Origin of the sequence: Nonomuraea polychroma (assembly GCF_004011505.1) — a bacterium.
GTDB classification, from domain to species: Bacteria; Actinomycetota; Actinomycetes; order Streptosporangiales; family Streptosporangiaceae; genus Nonomuraea; species Nonomuraea polychroma.
In genome coordinates this window covers 40278-59315 of the sequence record NZ_SAUN01000001.1, presented here as the reverse complement: position 1 = coordinate 59315, position 19038 = coordinate 40278, and the positions used below count along the sequence as shown (strand labels likewise).

At 70.0% G+C, this 19038-nt stretch carries 16 protein-coding genes; 2 read left to right on the top strand and 14 right to left on the bottom strand.

All coding sequences use genetic code 11. The features are described 5' to 3' along the window. Positions 1-3: 3 nt before the first annotated feature. A complete protein-coding gene (locus EDD27_RS00285; protein WP_127930514.1) occupies positions 4-1509 on the top strand; it encodes an MFS transporter in 1506 nt (501 codons plus the stop codon). A 1-nt stretch (position 1510) separates the two neighbouring features. On the opposite strand, the gene EDD27_RS00280 is transcribed toward EDD27_RS00285, so the two are convergent. From EDD27_RS00280 to EDD27_RS00250, 7 genes are read right to left on the bottom strand one after another with little or no spacing between them, the layout of a single operon-like run. Continuing rightward, positions 1511-2410 (bottom strand): serine hydrolase, encoded by a 900-nt coding sequence (locus EDD27_RS00280; RefSeq protein WP_241564765.1) that lies wholly within the window; start codon positions 2408-2410, stop codon positions 1511-1513. 60 nt (positions 2411-2470) lie between these two features. Next, complete coding sequence (locus EDD27_RS00275; RefSeq protein ID WP_127930512.1) at positions 2471-3865, bottom strand: NAD(P)/FAD-dependent oxidoreductase; 1395 nt, start codon at positions 3863-3865, stop codon at positions 2471-2473. A 24-nt stretch (positions 3866-3889) separates the two neighbouring features. Then, positions 3890-4681 carry an ABC transporter permease gene (locus tag EDD27_RS00270; RefSeq protein ID WP_127930511.1) on the bottom strand — a complete coding sequence of 264 codons (792 nt, stop codon included), beginning with the start codon at positions 4679-4681 and terminating at the stop codon, positions 3890-3892. Beyond that, positions 4678-5529: an ABC transporter permease gene (locus EDD27_RS00265; protein WP_127930510.1), complete on the bottom strand. Its 852-nt coding sequence runs from the start codon at positions 5527-5529 to the stop codon at positions 4678-4680. The genes EDD27_RS00270 and EDD27_RS00265 overlap by 4 nt, the downstream gene beginning before the upstream one ends. Positions 5530-5532: 3 nt before the next feature. After that, positions 5533-6729 (bottom strand): polyamine ABC transporter substrate-binding protein, encoded by a 1197-nt coding sequence (locus EDD27_RS00260; RefSeq protein ID WP_127930509.1) that lies wholly within the window; start codon positions 6727-6729, stop codon positions 5533-5535. A 9-nt stretch (positions 6730-6738) separates the two neighbouring features. Next, entirely contained in the window at positions 6739-7800 is a 1062-nt protein-coding gene (locus EDD27_RS00255; protein ID WP_127930508.1) for an ABC transporter ATP-binding protein, read from the bottom strand. 6 nt (positions 7801-7806) lie between these two features. Further along, positions 7807-9240, bottom strand: a complete 1434-nt coding sequence (locus EDD27_RS00250; RefSeq protein ID WP_127930507.1) for a gamma-aminobutyraldehyde dehydrogenase — start codon at positions 9238-9240, stop codon at positions 7807-7809. Positions 9241-9441: 201 nt separating this feature from the next. Between EDD27_RS00250 and EDD27_RS00245 the strand changes: the two genes are divergently transcribed. After that, entirely contained in the window at positions 9442-9933 is a 492-nt protein-coding gene (locus EDD27_RS00245; protein ID WP_127930506.1) for an Lrp/AsnC family transcriptional regulator, read from the top strand. Here EDD27_RS00245 and EDD27_RS00240 read toward each other — a convergent pair. The 7 genes from EDD27_RS00240 to EDD27_RS00210 form a co-directional block, all read right to left on the bottom strand. Next, positions 9930-10568 (bottom strand): cyclase family protein, encoded by a 639-nt coding sequence (locus EDD27_RS00240; RefSeq protein ID WP_127930505.1) that lies wholly within the window; start codon positions 10566-10568, stop codon positions 9930-9932. The two genes, EDD27_RS00245 and EDD27_RS00240, sit on opposite strands and share 4 nt — an antisense overlap. Next, the gene (locus EDD27_RS00235; protein WP_127930504.1) at positions 10568-12079 is read right to left on the bottom strand and encodes a purine-cytosine permease family protein; all 1512 of its coding nucleotides are present in this window, start codon (positions 12077-12079) and stop codon (positions 10568-10570) included. The genes EDD27_RS00240 and EDD27_RS00235 overlap by 1 nt, the downstream gene beginning before the upstream one ends. Next, positions 12076-13014 (bottom strand): agmatinase, encoded by a 939-nt coding sequence (gene speB, locus EDD27_RS00230; RefSeq protein WP_127930503.1) that lies wholly within the window; start codon positions 13012-13014, stop codon positions 12076-12078. The genes EDD27_RS00235 and speB overlap by 4 nt, the downstream gene beginning before the upstream one ends. A gap of 93 nt (positions 13015-13107) precedes the next feature. Then, positions 13108-15837, bottom strand: a complete 2730-nt coding sequence (locus tag EDD27_RS00225; RefSeq protein ID WP_127940378.1) for a glycoside hydrolase family 38 N-terminal domain-containing protein — start codon at positions 15835-15837, stop codon at positions 13108-13110. 2 nt (positions 15838-15839) lie between these two features. Beyond that, complete coding sequence (locus tag EDD27_RS00220; RefSeq protein ID WP_127930502.1) at positions 15840-16913, bottom strand: Gfo/Idh/MocA family protein; 1074 nt, start codon at positions 16911-16913, stop codon at positions 15840-15842. Then, a complete protein-coding gene (locus EDD27_RS00215) occupies positions 16910-17779 on the bottom strand; it encodes a sugar phosphate isomerase/epimerase family protein (RefSeq protein WP_241563779.1) in 870 nt (289 codons plus the stop codon). Before EDD27_RS00215 ends, EDD27_RS00220 begins: the two co-directional genes overlap by 4 nt. Before the next feature lie 20 nt (positions 17780-17799). Beyond that, positions 17800-18996, bottom strand: a complete 1197-nt coding sequence (locus tag EDD27_RS00210; protein WP_127930501.1) for a CehA/McbA family metallohydrolase — start codon at positions 18994-18996, stop codon at positions 17800-17802. Positions 18997-19038 lie beyond the last annotated feature (42 nt).

Sequence of the window (19038 nt, the reverse complement as noted above, 5' to 3'; positions counted from 1 at the left end):
GCCATGAGGAACAAATGGTTCTGCCTGGCGATCGCGTGCCTGGCAACCCTGCTGCTGTCGCTCGACCTCACCGTCCTGCATCTCGCCCTGCCCAGGCTGGTGACCGACCTCGGCGCGAGCTCCACGCAACTGCTCTGGATCGGCGACATCTACGGCTTCGCGCTCGCCGGCCTGCTCATCACCATGGGCAACCTCGGTGACCGCATCGGCCGCAAGCGCCTGCTGCTGATCGGTGCGGCGGCGTTCGGCGCGGCCTCGGTCGTGACCGCGTACGCCCCCAACGCCGAGCTGCTGATCGCGGCCAGAGCGCTGCTCGGCGTGGCCGGCGCCACGATCATGCCGTCCACCCTGTCGATCATCAGGAACGTGTTCACCGAGCCCGGCGAGCGCACCATGGCCGTCGGCATCTGGAGCGGCATGAGCGCCGCGGGCTTCGCCGTGGGTCCCGTGGTCGGCGGGCTGGTGCTCGACCACTTCTGGTGGGGCTCGGTGTTCCTGATCAACGTGCCGATCATGCTGCTGGTGCTGGCCGGCGGCGCCCTGGTGCTGCCCGAGTCCCGCAACCCGGACGCGGGCCGGCTGGATCTCGCCAGCGTCGTCCTGTCGTTCGCCGGCGTGGTGTCGGTCGTGTACGCGATCAAGGAGGCCGCGCACAAGGGCATCGAGCACGCCGACGTGCTGGTGGCGGGCGTGGCCGGGGTGGCGTTGCTGGCGTTGTTCGGGTGGCGGCAGACGCGGCTGGCCGAGCCGCTGATCGACGTACGGCTCTTCGCCCGCCGGGCGTTCACCGCGTCCATTGTCACGAACCTGCTGGCGATCTTCGCGATGTCCGCCATGATGTTGATGTTCGCCTGGTACCTGCAGCTCGTGCTCGGCTGGTCGCCGCTCCAGGCAGGGCTGGCCCAGCTGCCCGGCGGCCTCAGCGGCGCGATCGGCGGGGTCCTGGCCGCCCAGCTGATCCCCCGCATCGGCAGGAACGGCGTGGTCGCGCTGGGCCTGGCCATGAACGCGGGCTCGTTCCTCTACTACAGCACCCTCGGCATCGAGCTGAACTACCTGACGTTGCTGCCCGTCATGGTGATCGGCGGCATCGGCATCGGGTTCGCCTTCACGGTCAACAACGACAACGTGCTGGCCACCGCGCCCAGGCAGCGGGCGGGGGCGGCGGCCGCGGTGTCGGAGACGGCGTTCGAGCTCGGTGGGGCGCTCGGCATCGCGATCCTGGGCAGCGTGCTGAACAGCGCCTACCGTGCCAACCTGGTGGTGCCTGCCGGGGTTCCCGGCGAGGGCGCCAGGGAGTCGATCGCCGGGGCGGTGGGCACGGCCGCGGAGTTGCCCGCCGAGCAGGCCGGACAGCTCATGCGGGCCGCGCAGACCGCGTTCATCGACGGGCTGCAGGTCACCGCGCTGGTCACGGCGGCGCTGCTGGCCGTGGTCGCGCTGCTGGCGCTGGTGGGCCTGCGGGGCGTGCCGAAGGAGATCCCGGAGGAGGTCCTGGCTCGCGCGTGACTCACAGAACGGGCTTGGCCGGGCAGGGCCGGGTGGTGGTCGGGGTGAGGGCGTCGAGGCGGGCGCCGATCATCCTGGCCACCCCTTCGATGGTCTCGATGCCCGTGCCCTCCCCCGGCTGCCGGTCCGTCTGCACCGACAGCAGCAGGTCCCGCCCAGGTCCCACGACGCGGCCGTAGCTGGTGACGGCCCACGTGTTCTGGATGAACGGCCGCGGCGTCCACCCGTTCTTCAGCGCCACCCGGTCCCCGGGGCGCGCCGCGGCGCTGACGCCCCACGCCTGGTCCTTCTGGACCCGCTCCATCAGCCCGAGCACCAGCCGCCGATCGGCCCTGCTCAGCCCGCCGCCGCCGCGGATCAGCACCTTCAGCAGGCGGATGCGGTCGGCCGGGCTGGTGGTGGTGCCGCCCCAGAAGCGGCTCGGCCCCGGCGTGGTCTCCCGCAGCCCCACCCGGCCGTAGAAGGCGCTCATGGCGCCGCCCAAGCCGGCCCTCGACCACAGCGCGTCCGCGGCGCCGTTGTCGCTCTCCGTGATCATGCGGGTTGCCAGGTCGTGCTCCCCCTCGTCCAGCCCGCCGGTACGGTTCGCCAGCAGCGCCGCCAGGATGTCGACCTTGGCGCCACTCGCGGTGATCATGTCGTGGTCGTGCGCTCCCTGCCCCAGAGTGACACCGGTGACGAGGTCGTGCGCCGCGAAGACGACCCGTCCCGGGCGGCCGCTCACGTACCGGGAGAGGTCGCGGAGGAGGCGGGCGCGGGCGGCCGAGCCCGCCCGCACGTCCGGAAATTTCAGCACACAGCGCGCCACCTTGACGGGAGCCCTCACCGCGACCGGCACCACCGGCGCCCGCTCGGCCCCGCACGCCGCCACCAGCGCCAGCCCGGCGCCGGCCACCCACATCGCTCGCACGCGCAAACCCCCGTGAGCTCGTCGGGGGTTGGTAGAACCCCTGCCCTCAGGTCACGAGTCGAATCCCAGCCCCATCCGGTCGAGCGCGCGCAGCCACAGATTGCGCTTGCCCTGGTGCTGGTCGGCCTGGGCGATCGACCATCGGGTGAACTGGATGACCCCCGACCGCACCGGCTCCGGAGGGAACGGGATCGGCTTCTCCTTGACCATCCGCAGCTCGGTCCGCTCGGTACGCTCGCCCGACAGCAGGTCCAGCATGACGTTCGCGCCGAACCGCGTGGCCCCGACGCCCATGCCGGTGTATCCGGTGGCGTAGACCAGCCGCCCGCCGTGCGCTTGACCGTAGAAGGCGCTGAACCGGCTGCAGGTGTCGATCACGCCGCCCCACCGGTGCGTGAAGCGCACCCCGTCGAGCTGCGGGAAGGTGTCGTAGAAGTGCCCCGCGAGCTTGACGAACGTCTCGTCGCGCTGGTCGTACTCGGGCTTGACCAGGCCGCCGTTGTAGTAGACGGCGTCGTAGCCGCCCCACAGGATGCGGTTGTCGTCGGTGAGCCGGTAGTAGTGGAACCGGTTGGCGGAGTCGCCCACGCCCTGCCGGTTACGCCAGCCCACCTGGCCGAGCTGCGCGTCGGTCAGCGGCTCGGTCATGAGCGCGTAGTCGTACACGGGGACCACGAAGTGCTTGAGCCGCCGCAGCAGGGGCGGGAACACGCCGGTGCCCAGCGCGACCTTCGGCGCGGAGACAGAGCCGTACGGGGTGTGCAGCGTGATCAGCGTGCCGTCGTCGCGCAGCGAGCGGACCGGGCTGCGTTCGTGCACGCGTACGCCGAGCCGCAGGCACGCCTCCCGCAGCCCCCACGCCAGCCGCGCCGGGTCGAGCATGGCGCAGCCGCTGCGCTCCCAGAGCCCGCCCAGGTAGGTCGGCGAGTCGATCTCGGCCCGCACCTGGTCCTGATCGAGCGGCACGTAGTCGAGCCCGAGCTCGGAGATCAGGTCCAGGTGCTCGTTGAGCCCGTCGAGCTGCCACGGCTCGGTGGCCACGTGCAGCTCGCCGGTGCGTTCGAAGGAGCAGTCGACGCCGTAGCGCTCCAGCGTGCGCTCGATCTCGTCGAGGTTGGCCACCCCCATGCGTTCGAGCCGGTCGATCTCGTCCGGCCACCGCTCCAGCCCGTTGGCCAGGCCGTGGGTGAGGGTCGCCATGCAGAAGCCGCCGTTGCGGCCGGTGGCCGCCCAGCCGATCCTGCGCCCTTCGAGCAGGACCACGTCCAGCGAGGGGTCGCGTTCCTTGGCCATCAGGGCCGTCCAGAGCCCTGAGAAGCCTCCGCCGACGACGACCAGGTCGGCGCTGGTGTTCTGGTCGAGCCGCGGCTGCGGCTGGGGTCTGGCCGGGCTGTCCAGCCAGTACGGCTTGCGCTCCGCGTCAGCAAGCGCCTTCAGCGGATCCACAAATCCCACATCCCTACGAAAAGGTCAGATACGGCGCCTCGCCGCGACCGCGTTGCCGATCGCGATCAGCACCCCGATGCCGAAGATCAGCGTACCCATGACGTTGACCTGCGGTGGGATTCCCGTCTTCACCGCTCCGACGATCCACAGCGGGAACGTGATGGTCGAGCCGTTGACGAAGCTGGTGACCACGTAGTCGTCGATGGACAGCGCGAACGACAACATGGCCCCCGCCATCACGCCCGGCAGGATCGACGGCAACGTGACCTGACGGAACGTCCCCCACGCCGTCGCTCCGAGGTCCTTGGCGGCCTCCTCCAGCGACGGGTCGAGCGTGACGACGCGCGCCCGCACGGTCACCACGACGAACGACAGCGAGAACAACACGTGCGCGATGATGATCGTGTTCGCGTCGCGCGGCACGTTCCCCGAGACGAAGAGCGACAGCAGCGACGCCCCCATGACCAGCTCGGGCGTGGAGATCGCGGCGAAGATCAGGAAGTTCGTGACGCCCTTGCCGCGGAAGCGGTGCCGGCCCAGCGCCAGCCCGAGCATGGTGCCGATCACCACCGTGACGATCGTGCTGACGGCCGCGATGACCAGCGAGTTGCGCAGCGCCACGGTCAGGTCCGAGATGTCGAAGAGCTCGCCGTACCAGCGCAGTGTGAAGCCCTGCCAGGTGGTGTTGGACTTGCTCTTCTTGTCGTTGAACCCGAAGAGGATCATCACGGCGATCGGCGACGACAGCCAGACGATGACCAGCCACGTGTAGACGTGGAGCAGCTTGTCCCCGAGCCTCGTCCCGCGCGCGCTCATCTCGCCGCCGCCTCGAGGACGTTGTCGGTGCCCAGCGCCCTGGCGTAGACGAAGATGCCCACGAGCAACACCGCCATCAACGTGAACGACAGCGCCGAAGCCGTCGGGTAGTTCAGGTTGGTCAGGTATTCGGTCTGGATGATGTTGCCGATCATCGTGTTGGAGGTGCCCCCGAGGATGGCCGCGTTGATCGGGTCGGCCGTGGCGGGCACGAACGTCATCAGCACCCCGGCGAACACCCCCGGCAGCGACAGCGGCAGCACCACCCGCCGGAACGCCGCCGCCCGGGTGGCGTACAGGTCCTGCGCCGCCTCCACCACCCGCGGGTCCACCCGTTCCAGCGACACGTAGATCGGCAGGATCATGAACGGCAGGAAGTTGTACGTCAGCCCGCCGACCACGGCGAACGTCGTGGCCAGCACGTGGAAGTCGTCGGCCAGCAGCCCCCAGCCCTTCAGCGTGCCGAACAGGATGCCGTTGTCGGCCAGCAGGAAGTTCCACGAGATCGTCCGCAGCACGAACGACACGAAGAACGGCAGCAGGATCAGGAACAGGTAGACGGACTTGCGCCGGCCGCCCTTGAACGCGATCCAGTACGCCACCGGATACCCGATGACCAGCATGGCCACCGTGGCCATACCGCCGTAGAGCAGCGAGCGGACCAGTTGGGTGCTGTACCTGCCGATGGCGTCGCCGTAGTTGGAGAAGCTGAACGTCATGGCGAAGCCGTCGATGGCGTTGCCGGTCTGCAACGACACCGACGCCATCGCCACCATGGGCACGACCAGGAAGATCGCCAGCCACATCCAGCTCGGCAACGCCAGCAGGTAGGGGGTGAGCCGCCGCATCGGCTATGCCTGCGTGATGGACTGGAAGATCGGGTTGAACACCTGCTGCGTCTTGTTGGTCAGCGGCGTGTAACCGCGCAGCTTGGCGTAGTCGGCCTCGCTCGGGAACATGAGCGGGCTGTCGACCATGTCCTCCAGCGCCTTCTTGTCCTCGCCCTTGGCCGTCTTGGCCTTCTCCCTGAGCAGGTCCTGCACCGCCGGGACCGGGGTGACGTACTGGATGAACTCATCCAGTTCGGCGGCCACGGCCGGCTGGTAGAGGAAGTCCATGAGCATGAGCGCGTCCACCGGGTTGGCGGCGCCCTTGGGGATGAGCATGTTGTCGGTCCAGATCGTGCCGCCCTCCTCGGGCACCACGAACTTGACGGGCTCGCCGGCGAGCTGACGCTGGAAGACGTCACCCGACCAGGCCATGGTCAGCCAGACGTCGCCCTTGGACACGGCATCGATATAGCTCTGATCGTAATATTTCCGGACAATTCCGGCGTCGCGCTGCTCCTTGAGCTTGTCCCCGGCCTTGCGCCAGTCCGCCTCGGTCGACTTCTCCGGGTCGATGCCCAGCGCGAACATCCCGAAGTTCCCGATCTCCTGGGCGTCGGCCATCATGCCGACCCGCCCCTTGTACTTGGGATCGAACAACGACTGGATGCTGGTGATGTCTTCCTTGACATGCTCGGTGTTGTACGCGATCCCCGTCACGCCGGACGTGTACGGAATCGTGTACTTGTTGCCCGGATCGTAGGAACGTTCCTTGTACTTCTGCCCGGCGTTGGCCGCGAAGTTCGGCAACTTGGAGTGGTCGAGCGGCACCACGTAGCCCAGCTGGAGCATGTTCTGGAGCTGGATGCCGTTGGTCATGACGACGATGTCGTAGCCCAGCGACTGCCCGGCGCGCAGCACGGGCTCGGACTTGCCGAAGAACTCGGCGTTCTCCTGGATGACCTCTTTGTACTCGTACGAGATGCCGGTGGCCTGCTGGAACTGCTTCAGCGGGCCCTGGTCCTCGGGCATGTACTCGGGCCAGTTGGCGAAGACGACCTTGCCGTGCTTGGTCTGCTTGGACCAGAAGTCCTGGACGGCGTCGGCCTTGGGAGGTGCGGCCTTCTGTCCCTGCACGCCACAGGCGGCGAGGGCGAGCCCGGCGGCGGAGAAGCCGGCGATCCTGAAGGCGTCACGACGGGTGCGCAGACGGGGGTTCATGGGGTGCTATCAACTTCCAATCACGTATGAGTGCTGCGCCTGCCAGGACAGCCACACGGAGTCGCCCCGCTCCGCCGTGGCCGTGGCGTCATGCGCGTTCTGCTGGAACACCGTGACCTCGGCCCCGTCAGCGAGGCTCACGGCGTAGCTGTTGTAGGTGCCCAGGTAGACGACCTCGGCCACGGTGCCGCGGACGGAGCTCACGCCGTTCACGGGCTCGTCCGTGCCGATGGTGATCTTCTCCGGGCGCACGGTCACCGTCACGTCGCCCTCCTGCCCCGGCACCAGCACCCGGCCACCGGCGATCTTCAGCTCACCGGCCGTGGCCGTGCCCGCCAGCAGGTTGGAGGTGCCGATGAAACCGGCCACGAACGCGGTCGCGGGCCGCTCGTAGATCTCGCGCGGCCCCGCGAGCTGCTCGACCAGGCCGTCGTTCATGACGGCGATGCGGTCGCTCATGGTGAGCGCCTCGTTCTGGTCGTGGGTGACGTACACGAAGGTGATGCCGACCTCGCGCTGGATGCGCTTGAGCTCGATCTGCATGGCCTGGCGCAGCTTGAGGTCGAGCGCCCCGAGGGGCTCGTCGAGCAGCAGCGCCCGCGGCCGGTTGACCAGGGCCCTGGCCAGCGCCACCCGCTGCTGCTGGCCGCCGGACATCTCGCGCGGCCGGCGCTTCTCCCTGCCGGTCAGGTCGACGATCTCCAGCATCTCGCCGACCCGCCGCTTGATCTCCTCCTGCGGCGTCTTGCGCTGCTTGAGCCCGAACGCCACGTTGTCCCAGACGCTCATGTGCGGGAAGAGCGCGTAGGACTGGAAGACCATGTTGACGTCGCGCTTGTTCGGCGGGACGTTCGTGACGTCCTGGCCGTGCAGCTTCACCAGGCCCTTCGTCGGGGCCTCGAAGCCGGCGATCATCCGCATGGTCGTGGTCTTGCCGCAGCCGGACGGGCCGAGGAGGGAGAAGAACTCCCCCTCGGCGATGTCCAGCGAGACACCCTTGACGGCCTGGACCACCTCGCCGTGAGAGAGGTATTCCTTGACGACGTTCTCTAGCTCGATGGCACTGGTCATCGTGTGCTATTCACCGATGTAGTGCATGACGTGCTTGACCCTGGTGTAGTCGTGCAGGCCGAAGACGGACAGATCCTTGCCGTAGCCGGAGTGCTTGAAGCCGCCGTGCGGCATCTCCGACACGAACGGGATGTGCGTGTTGACCCAGACCACGCCGAAGTCGAGCCGGTTCGACATGCGCATCGCCCGGCCGTGGTCGGACGTCCAGACCGAGCCGCTCAGGCCGTACTTGACGTCGTTGGCCTTGGCGAGGGCGTCGGCCTCGTCGGTGAACGTCTGTACGGTGATCACGGGCCCGAAGACCTCGTTCTGCACCATCTCGTCGTCCTGCTTGAGCCCGTCCACCACCGTCGGCGCGAAGAAGTAGCCCTTGTCGCCGACCCGCTGCCCACCGGTGAGGACCTTGGCGTGGGCGGGGACCCGCTCGATGAAGCCCTGGACCTTGGCCAGCTGGTTCTCGTTGTTGAGCGGCCCGTACAGCGCGTCCTCGTTGTCCAGGCCGCCGGTCACGGTGCCGGCGGCGGCCTCGGTCAGCGCGGCCACGAACTCGTCGTGCACGCTCTCCTGCACCAGCACCCGGCAGGCGGCGGTGCAGTCCTGGCCGGCGTTGTAGAGGCCCGCGGTGGCGATGTCGGCGGCGGCCTTGCGCAGGTCCTTGACGTCGTCGAAGACCACGACCGGCGCCTTGCCGCCGAGCTCCAGGTGCACCCGCTTGAGGTCGTCGGCGGCGCTCTTGGCCACCGACATGCCCGCGCCGACCGAGCCGGTGATCGCGACCATGGACGCCGTCGGGTGGCTCACCACGAGCGCGCCGGTCTCGCGGTCGCCGGTGACGACGTTGAAGACGCCCGCCGGCAGCACCTCGCCGAGGATCTCGGCGAGCTTGAGCGTGGAGAGCGGGGTGGTGTCGGACGGCTTGAGCACGACCGTGTTACCGGCCGCGAGCGCCGGCGCGATCTTCCACACCGCCATCATCATCGGGTAGTTCCACGGCGTGACCTGCCCGACCACGCCGATCGGCTCGTGCCTGATGACGCTGGTGTGCTCGGCGAGGAACTCGCCGGCCGTGGGCCCTTCGAGCGTGCGTGCCGCCCCCGCGAAGAAGCGGAAGTGGTCGGCGGCGATGGGCGTCTCGTCCTCGGCCATGCGGGCGCGCGGCTTGCCGGTGTTGCGGCACTCGGCCTCGTTGATCTCGTCGGCCCGCGCGTCGATGGCGTCGGCGACCTTGAGCAGCAGGTTGGCCCGCTCCCCCGGGGTGGTCCTGCCCCACGAGTCGAACGCGGCGGCCGCGGCGGCGAAGGCGGCATCGACATCCTCGGGTCCCGAGACAGGGGCCTGCACGAAGGCCTCACCCGTGCACGGGTCGATGATGTCGGAGAACTGGCCGCTCTTCGCGTCCACGAACTCACCGTTGATGTAGTTCTGCAGACGGGTGGTCAAGGTCTGACCTCCTCGTGAGTGGGCTGAGATGCCGCGACTCTGACAGAGTGAAAGCATCCGGACAAGGGATTTCGTGGTGAAGATACCAAATTGCTACGAATTCGCTTGACAGACTGCCGAGAACTGACAACATGTCGCACCAGGACGGCAATCCAGCGGGAACGCCCCCGTAACGCCGGACCGCTAGGAGGATTCCTCTCGATGACGACGCCGCCCCGCGTACGCCGCGGCAACGCCAACGCCGCCCCCGTCGTGCTCGATGATCTGTCGAAACAGATCATCGAGCAACTTCAGCGTGACGGGCGCATGCCGTACGCGGCCATCGGCAAGGCGGTGGGCCTGTCCGAGGCCGCGGTACGCCAGCGCGTGCAGCGGCTGCAGGACGCCGGCGTGATGCAGATCGTCGCGGTCACCGATCCCCTCACCCTGGGCTTCCCCCGGCAGGCGATGATAGGCGTCAACATCGAAGGTGACCTGGAGTCGGTGGCGGACGAGCTGGCGGCCATCGAAGAGATCGACTACGTCGTGCTCACGGCGGGCTCGTTCGACGTCATCGTCGAAGTGGTGTGCGAGGGCGACGGGCACCTGCTGGAGATCCTCAGCAAGATCCGTGCCATCCCCGCCGTACGGGCCACGGAGTCGTTCGTGTACCTGAAGCTGCGTAAACAGACGTACTCCTGGGGCACCCGCTAACCGACCCTCGCGAGCGCCCGCACGGGCGCCCCGTCGGCTCCCGGCAGCCGGAGGGGCAGCATGAAGACCTCGATCGGCCTGCCACGCCGCTGTGCGTCCAGAAGCCGTTCCAGACCGGTCAGGTTCTCGGCGATGACGGCGTGCGCCCCGCACAACACCCGGTGCGCCGGGAAGTCCTGGGCCGGCGTGGGATCCACGCTCAGCGCGTCGATCCCGACGGTCCTGACCCCGCGCTCGACGAGCAGCGCCGCGGCCTCCTCGGTGAGGAACGGGTGCGCCTGGTAGGCGTCCGTACCCCAGTACGCCGACCACCCGGTCGCCACCAGCACGATCGCCGGCTCCAGACCCTCGAAACGCTCCGCCCCGATGGCCGAGCGCGGCGGCAGGCCCCGGACATCGACAACGACGGCAGGCCCGCAGAAGCGCTCCAGTGGCAGCTCGTCCAGCGCAGGCAACGCGTCGTCGATGTGGAACGGCGCGTCCACGTGGGTGCCCGATTGAGAGCCCAGGTGCAGCGCCAGCACGTTGACGCCGTCCCGCGCCACGGTGAGCGCCGGGCCGACCGAGACCTCGGGGTCGCCCGGATAGACGGGCATCCCGGTCTCGATCGGCACCGACAGGTCGACGAGCTCCATCACGTGACCGGCTCGGCCGCGGCGTCCACGATGGGCAGCACGGGAGTGTCGGCCGCCCGGACCAGCCGCGGCCCCTCGGGACCGTAGACCTCCCGCGGCTCGGGGAAGACGGCCAGCAGCGCCAGGTAGAGCAGACCCGCGACCGCCAGGCCCACCGGCAGCGAGACGTCCACACCGCCGGCCAGGTCTCCGAGCGGCCCGACGAACTGCCCCGGCAGATTGACGAACATCAGCGCCAGCCCCGCTGACACCAGCCAGGCGCTCAGCCCTCGCCCGTTCCAGCCGTGCGTGAACCAGTAGCGGCCGCCGCGCTGGCGCCGGTTGAAGACCTGGAGGGCGTCGGGGTCGTACCAGCCGCGCCGGGTCACGTAACCCAACATCATGATCACCATCCACGGCGCCGTGCAGGTGATGATCAGCGTCGCGAACGTCGAGATGCTCTGCGTGAGATTCGCGGCGAAACGGCCCACGAAGATGAACACGATCGACAGGGTGCCGATGAAGACCGTCGCCTGCACGCGCGAGAACCGGGGGAAGACGCTGGAGAAGTCGAGCCCGGTGCCGTAGAGGGAGGTGGTTCCCGTGGACATGCCGCCGATGAGCGCGATGAGACACACCGGCACGAAGTACCAGCCCGGCGAGACGGCCAGCAGCCCGCCGACGTAGTTGGGCGCGGCCGGATCCACGTAGTCGGCGGCCTTGGTGGCGATGATCGACGCCGTCGCCAGGCCGAAGAAGAACGGCAGGATGGTGGCGATCTGCGACAGGAACGCGGCGGCCATCACCCGGGAGCGGGGCGTGTTCGCCGGGATGTAACGGGACCAGTCACCCAGGAAAGCCCCGAACGACACCGGATTCGACAAAACGATCAGCGCCGCCCCGATGAACGACGGCAAGAACAGCGGGTCACCCGGCGGCAGAGCGCCCGGGTAGGACGGGTCGAAGTCACCCGCGAACGCGAACGCGCCCAGCACGAACAGCAGCGACGCCGCCAGCACCGCGATCTTGTTGACGAACAGCATGAACCTGAACCCGTACACGCAGACGACGAGCACGAGCACCGCGAAGATCCCGTACGCGACGGCGTACGACAGATCGCTGTCGGGCAGCCCCGCCAACCGGTGAGCGCCACCGACCAGCGCGTCCCCCGATGACCACACCGAGATCGAGAAGAACGCGATCGCGGTCAGCAGCGACAGGAAGGAGCCCACGATCCGCCCGTGCACGCCGAGGTGAGCCGACGACGAGACGGCGTTGTTGGTGCCGTTGAGCGGCCCGAACAACGACAGCGGCGCCAGGATCAGCGCCCCGACCACCAGCCCGAGCACCGTGGCGGCCAAGCCCTGCCAGAACGACAGGCCGAACAGGATGGGGAAGGCGCCGAGCACGCAGGTGGCGAAGGTGTTCGCACCGCCGAAGGCCACCCTGAACAGGTCGAGCGGGCGCGCGGTGCGATCGGCGTCGGGGATGCGCTCGACCCCATAAGTCTCGATTTCGGTGATGCCGCTCATGTCTGCTTCTTCTCCTGCATCGCTAGCAAGCTGACGAGGTCGTACGCCACGTGGGAGGCGGCTATGGAGGTGATCTCCGCATGGTCGTAGGCCGGCGCCACCTCGACCACGTCGGCCCCGACCAGGTCGAGCCCGGCCAGGCCGCGCAGGATCTCCAGCAATTCCCGGCTGGTGAGCCCGCCCGCCTCCGGCGTCCCGGTGCCGGGGGCGTGCGCGGGATCGAGCACGTCGATGTCGACGGACACGTACAGCGGCCGATCCCCGACCCGCTGCCGCAGCACGTCGACCACCTCGTCCAGCCCGCGCCGCAGCACATCGGCCGCGGTCAGGATCCCGAACCCGAGCCGCCGGTCATCCTCGAGATCCTTCTTGCCGTACAACGGCCCCCGGATCCCGACGTGGCTGAGGGCCTCGGTGTCGACCAGCCCTTCCTCCACGGCCCGCCGGAACGGCGTCCCATGCGTGTACTCGGCCCCGAAGTAGGTGTCCCACGTGTCGAGATGCGCGTCGAAGTGCAGCAACGCGACGGGACCGTGCTTCCTGGCGGCGGCCCGCAGCAGCGGCAGCGCGATCGTGTGATCTCCGCCGATGGTGACGAGCTTCGCGTCGAGCGCCCCCGCGGCCTCTTCGACGGCCTCGATGGCGGAGGGGATGTCGAACGGATTGGCCGCGATGTCCCCGGCGTCGGCGACCTGCACCCGCTCGAACGGCGAGACGTCGAGCGCCGGGTGGTAGGGCCGCAGCAGCCGGGACGCCTCCCTGACGGCGGCCGGCCCGAACCTCGCACCCGGCCGGTACGACACGCCGGCGTCGAAGGGCACCCCCACGACGGCGACATCGGCCCGCTCCACCTGGTCGAGGCGGGGCAGGCGAGCAAAGGTGGCGGGCCCCGCGAAACGCGGGACCCGCGAGGAGTCGACGGGGCCGATATTCATGTCGGCCAGTCTTCGTCACGCTTCCGACCTGCGGCAATTGGAGGTCACACGAAGTATGACCCTGCCCGTTGTGGACGATCACAAGGTGGCGGGTTACCGAACCTGGATGGTCGCGATCTCCCAGCCCTTCAAGGGCAGCCGCACCACCCCGTCCGTGACCTCCAGAGACTCGCCCGGCCGGCCGCGCAGATCGGCGTGCCGTGCCCGCAGGAGGTGGCCGGAGATCACGGCTTCCGTGTCGTCCGGGGTCAGGGCGACCACGCGGAGCTCCCGCCAGTCGTCACGCATCCTGAGCGAGGTCATCACCACGCCCTCCCCCGTCACCGACAGCCCGGAGGCCGGTGTGGGCAGCGGAAGAGCACGATCCCCGAGCCCCGGCACCACCAGCAGATCGTGACGGAAGGCTTCCGCCTGCGGCACCACCTCGCCCCAGGACGACTCGTACGGCATCAGCGCCAGGCTCACCGACCGGACGCCCCGCGACTGAGCGGCCGGGGTCGGCAGTTGGGGGCCGGCCGGTTCGGGGCGGAGGGCGTTGCGGTTGCGGGACAGGTAGCCGACCGAGCGCAACAGGGTCAGTGCCAGCTCCCCGTCCACCAGCTCGTACTCCGTGACGTGCTCCAGCAGCGCCGCCACCCCGCCGGCCGCCACCCATGACGAGGCGGGGAAGGTCGGCAGGGGCGTCTCACCGCAGCCGCCCTCGGCGGTCAGGCCGCGGGTGACGACCGCGAACTGGCCTTCGGCGTACGACTCCGCGGCAGGTGCGGGGAGCGGGATGTGCAGGCGGACCCGGTGGTCGTCGCAGCGGTTGTCGAAGCTGATGTGCAGGCGGACGAACGGCTCGCCGGCGCGCAGCTCGACGCGCGTCGTGACGGCGATCTCCTCGGTGCGGGAGGCCCTCGACAGAGCAGGGACCTCCGGCGCGCCGTCGAGGGCGTCGCCCGCGGCCGGCCACGTGTACGTGCGCCGCACGTCCGCCACCGCCACCAGCGGCCCCGACCAGACCATCTCCACCTCGACCGACGACGGCTCGGACACGATCAGGTCCGCCGCCGGAGGCGCGTGGTTGTAAGTGTCGCCGACGTCGCCGCCGTCCACGATGCGGCCCGCCCCCGATACGGTCGTGCCGTCCTGGCCGACCAGCGTCAGCGTGCCGTCGCGGTTGATCGTGACCCGGAGCAGCCCGTTGTCCAGCACCTCCTCGTCCCCCCGCACCGGCAGGGTCGCCGAGTCGGAGCCCATCCAGCACGTCGCGTGATGCTGGACGTTGGGCAGCCCGCCGGACGGCACCGGCGGGTAGAACACCTGGCCGTGCGGGCGGGGCCGCAGGCTGGTGTGGCCCAGGGGCGGGACCTCCACCATGGCGGCGACCGTACGCCGGGGCTCGGCGACGATGCGCACGCGGGTCACACCGTCGAGCGCTTCGCGGCGCAGGCCGGCCACGTCGAAGACGACCGAGGTCTCGCGTGCCACCGTGAACGTCAGCGTGCCGTCCTCGACCGCCCAGCCGGTGATGTGCTGCCCGTAGAGCTCTGTCCCGTGGACGAACGTCAGCGCCGTGGCGGGGTCCATTTCCGCGTCGAGCAGCAGCGTGGGCGCGTACTCCAGCGGCTGCGTCGGCACCGGCTCGCCCGAGGCGTCCACGAGCGGGTCGGTCCCGGCCACGTCCACGATCACGATGCCGCTGCGCACATCGGGCGTGGGGTTGACGACGAGCACCCCGTCCGACGGCACGGCGGCCGCCAGCCGGGCGGTCACCATGTCGCGAACGGCCTGCCCGAGATGTTCGGCCTCGGCGATGCGGGCGGCCACCTGCTGAGCGGTCTCGTCCACGCCGCAGCCGGTCACCGAGTCGTGCCCGCTGGCGTCCACCAGCCGCCACCATGCCATGTCGAGGAAGCGCCCGGGCCACTCGCCGCCCCAGAGCGCGGCCAGCGGCTCGGCGTAGCGCTCGACCATACGTTCGGCGCGGCCCATGGCCTGCTTGACGTGGGGGCGGATGGAGATGACGCCGGGGAGGATGTTGGCCCGGGCATGGGAGCGCAGCTCCCCATGCACGCGCGGCAGCCCTTCGACTTCGCCGGAATAGGCCCCGATATATCCGTACAAGGTGTCCATGCGGGCGCCGATCGCCTTCACCATCTCGGGCAGGCCGCGCACGGGGGCGGAGTGGTCGGTGCCGTACATGGCCAGCAGGTCCCCTTCGGGGCCATGCCAGGCACGCATCGTCTTGACGAACTCGGCCGCCCGCCCGGCCAGCCCGTCCATGTCGTAGAAGAGGTGGGCGCCGTTGCCGTACCCGCCCGCCGGCAGGTATTGGGTCCGCAGCGCCGTGCCGTCGGGGGCGACCCAGGCGAAGGCGTCGGTGGTGACGGAGGACGGCACGCCACGGTAGACGCACGCGTGCAGCAGCCCAGCCTTGCGCAGGATCTGCGGCATCTGCGCCGCGTGCCCGAACATGTCGGGCAGGTATCCCACGGGCATCGCCCCGCCGAGCTTGTCGGCCCGGTCCATGCCGAGCTCCAGGTTGCGGACGATGTTCTCGCCCGAGCACAGGAACTCGTCCAGGAGGATCTGCCACGGCCCGATCGCCAGCCGCCCCGACTCGACCAGCGCGGCGATGCGGTCGCGGTTCTCCGGCCGCACCTCCAGGTAGTCGTCCACGCAGGCGAGCTGCCCGTCGAGGGTGAAGTGGTAGCCGGGCTCGCGCTCCATCGTGTCGAGCACCTCGTCCAGCAGCGCCACCAGGCGCAGCCGGAAACGCTGGAACGGCTCGTACCACTCCCGGTCCCAGTGCGTGTGAGGTACGACGACGATCTCCATGCTCACGCGGCCTCCCCTCCCACGGGCAGATCATGTTGTACGGCGTAGCGGGCGGCGATCCGCTGGGCCGTCACGATGTCCTCCAGAGCGCCGCCTACGTCGGTGAGCGGCGGCTTGCCATCGTTCACGAAAGCATGGAAGGCGGCCAGCTGCACCTCGAACGCCTCGGTCACGTCCCGCCATTCGGTCCGGCTCTCGCCGCCGGACACCACGGTGAGCGTCGTCGGCGCGTTCATCAGGTAGGGCGTGGGGAAGACCAGCTCCAGCGTGCCCAGGTCGTGGTGGATGGCCACGGTCTCGCGGTAGGCCGGGTAATCCTCCAGGTAGTGCCAGCGGATGGAGAACCTGCCCTGGACCGGCAAGGGGCCGGAGATCTCGATGGAGCCGGGCGCGGGGCCCCAGGCCTCGACGTACGAGATCTCATGCGGCGACCCGGTAAAGCGCCTCAAGAGCGACAAGTCGTGACATATCGAGCCGAGTGCCACCCCGTACAGACTCTGCACCGCCGGCGAGTCCCCCACCGCCTGCGACACGAGCGTGCTCTCGGCGGCCCGCAGCGAGGCCAGCAGCCCGGCGTCCACGTCACGCGCCTGCGTCAGGTTCGCGAACGCCAGCTGCGACTCCCCGCTCGGATGCAGCACCGTCACCTCGACCGCCCGGATCACGCCGGGCCCGCCCAGCTCGGCCAGGAGCTCCTCCGCGCGGCGCACCGCGGGGTCGTACTGCTTCATGTAGCCGACCATCAACCGCCCCTCGGGCAGCGCCGCCACCTCGGCCCTGGTCAGCGCCAGCGGCTTCTCGCAGAACACGGCGTGACCGGCGGCCAGTGACCGGCGCACCGCCTCGCCGTGGGACCCGGAGGCCAGCACGAGCACGGCGTCGAAGCCGCCGGCGGCGAGCATGTCCTCCAGCGTCGTGTACCGGCGGGCGGCGCCGAGCCGGTCCCCGACGGCGGCGGCGAGCGTAGGCGACAGGTCGCAGACGGCCGTCACTTCGAACAGGTCGCGGCGCCTGGACAGCAGCGGCACGTACACCGCCTGCGTCACCGCGCCGCACCCGAGCAGAGCGATTCTCACAGTCCCAGCTCCTCCAGCTTGCGGCGGTTGGCGGCCTGGTCGGCGATGTTGCTGTCGACGGTGCGGCGGCCGGGCAGCGTGTCCTGCTCGATGACGATCCACCCCGCGTAGCCGATCTCGTCGAGCGTGCGCACCACGGCAGGCAGGTCCAGCTCGCCCTCGCCGAGCGGGGCGAACCCGCCGCGGCCCATGAGCTCGCGCAGGTCGGCCCCGTCGGACAGGGCCTGGGCAAGGATCTTGGTGTCGCCGTCCTTGATGTGCACGTGCCCCACGCGGCCGGCCCACGCGCGCAGCGCCGCCACCGGGTCTCCCCCGGCGAGCAGCAGGTGCCCGGTGTCGAGGCAGAGCTGCACGTCGGTCAGCTCCAAGAGCCGCTCGACGTCCTCGGGAGTCTCCACGTACGTGCCGAGGTGGTGATGGAAGGCGGGCTCGAAACCGCGGTCGCGGCAGCGGTTCGCGGCCTCCTGCACGCGGGCGGCGTAGGCGGGCCACTCGGACGGCGGCAACCCTGGAACGCTCCCGCCGGGGCGGGCGAACCGCTCCGGCGTGCCCGAGCAGGCCAGCGTGGGCCGCGGCCCCAGCCCCTCGGGCGCCGGCGGCGCGGCGGCGAAGACGTCCAGCGCGGCCTCCAGCGCGGGCAGGCCCCGCGCGTACGCCTCGGCGTCGCCGTAGCGCAGGTCCACCCAGCCGCCCGCGAGCAACAATCCGCTCCCGGCCAGCCGATCGGTCAGCTCCGAGCCGGTGCCCAAGTAACCGATCGGCCCGGAGTCGATGCCCTCGTACCCGGCATCGGACAACGCGCGCACCATCTCGTCGGGGCTGAGCGGCGGCGGCGCGTCGGACAGCTCGAACACTCCGAAGCTCACGGGAGCATTGGCGACCTTTGTCACTCGCACAGCGCCATCACCTCGTTCTCGTGGGTTTCCAACCGGTGCCGCCCTACACCTGCGGGGACCAGCGCCCGATCGTCGCGGATCAGCTGCCTGGCGCCGTCCGGACGCACCAGGACCAGGCCGCTCGCGTCCAGCGCCAGCAGCTCGTCGCCCAGCCTGAGCAGCAGCGGCGCGTCGGGACCCGCCGAGACGGCGGTGCGTCCGGCCCGTACGCCGTCCAGCACCGTGCTCGTGTCCTCGGCCAGCACCCAGGTCGTGGGCGCGCCCGGCAGGCCGTCGGAGCCGTGGCGGTGGAAGTCGCTGCCGCCGATCGCGATCACGTCGTCGCGCCAGGCGTCCGCCCAGGCCAGCGGCGCGCCCCAGCGCCGGTCCCACCAGCCCGAGCTCCACACCTCGGCGAGCCGGGGCCGCCAGCTGATCGGCAGCAGCCAGGCGCAGTCGCCGCCGAGCGGGTGATTGACGGAGATCAGGCCGCCCGCGCGCTCGGCATGCTCGACCCAGGCGTCGGCGGGCTGCCGGAAGTCCACCCAGCCGACGTCGCCGAACACGTTCGCGTGGCCGCGGTCGGTGGTGACCTCCTGGCCCGGGATGAGCGTGATCTCCCGGTCGATCTTGGCGAGCCAGGGGTGGTGGCTGACGGTGTTGTGGTCGGTGACGGCCAGGAAGTCGAGCCCTCGGCCGTGGGCCAGCTCGGCCAGCTCGGCGATGGTCAGGTTGCCGTCGCTGTGCAGGGTGTGGGCGTGGAAGTCCCCGGCGAACCACCGCATGCCCTCGATATCCGGAATATCCCGACGCGGCGGCCGCTCTCCGTGCGGCGGCTCCTCGACGACCGGCTCCGCCGGGGCCACGGCGCCGGAGGTGATCTCCAGCGTGTAGTCGAGCCCATGGAGCGGGATCCGGTGCAGCCGCAACCACACGTGCCAGGTCCCGGCCTCCACGGCACCGGGCAGGTAACCGGGCGTCGCCCAGTCGGCGGTGATCGTGTACTCGTCACGCGCCCCGCCCGACCAGCCGCGGAACCCGCCAGGCGAGCCGCATCCGAGGTCGATCACGCCCTGCGACCGGTCGTAGGACAGCCGCACCGTCACCGCCGCGGTCCCCGCGGGCACCTCGAACGGCACCTCCCGCAGCGTCCGCTCCAGCCGATCGTCCAGGCTCCAATGGCCCCGCCCAACAGAAAAACCGCCCATCAGACTGCCGCTCCACTGTGGTGCCCGGTCAAGACCATAGCG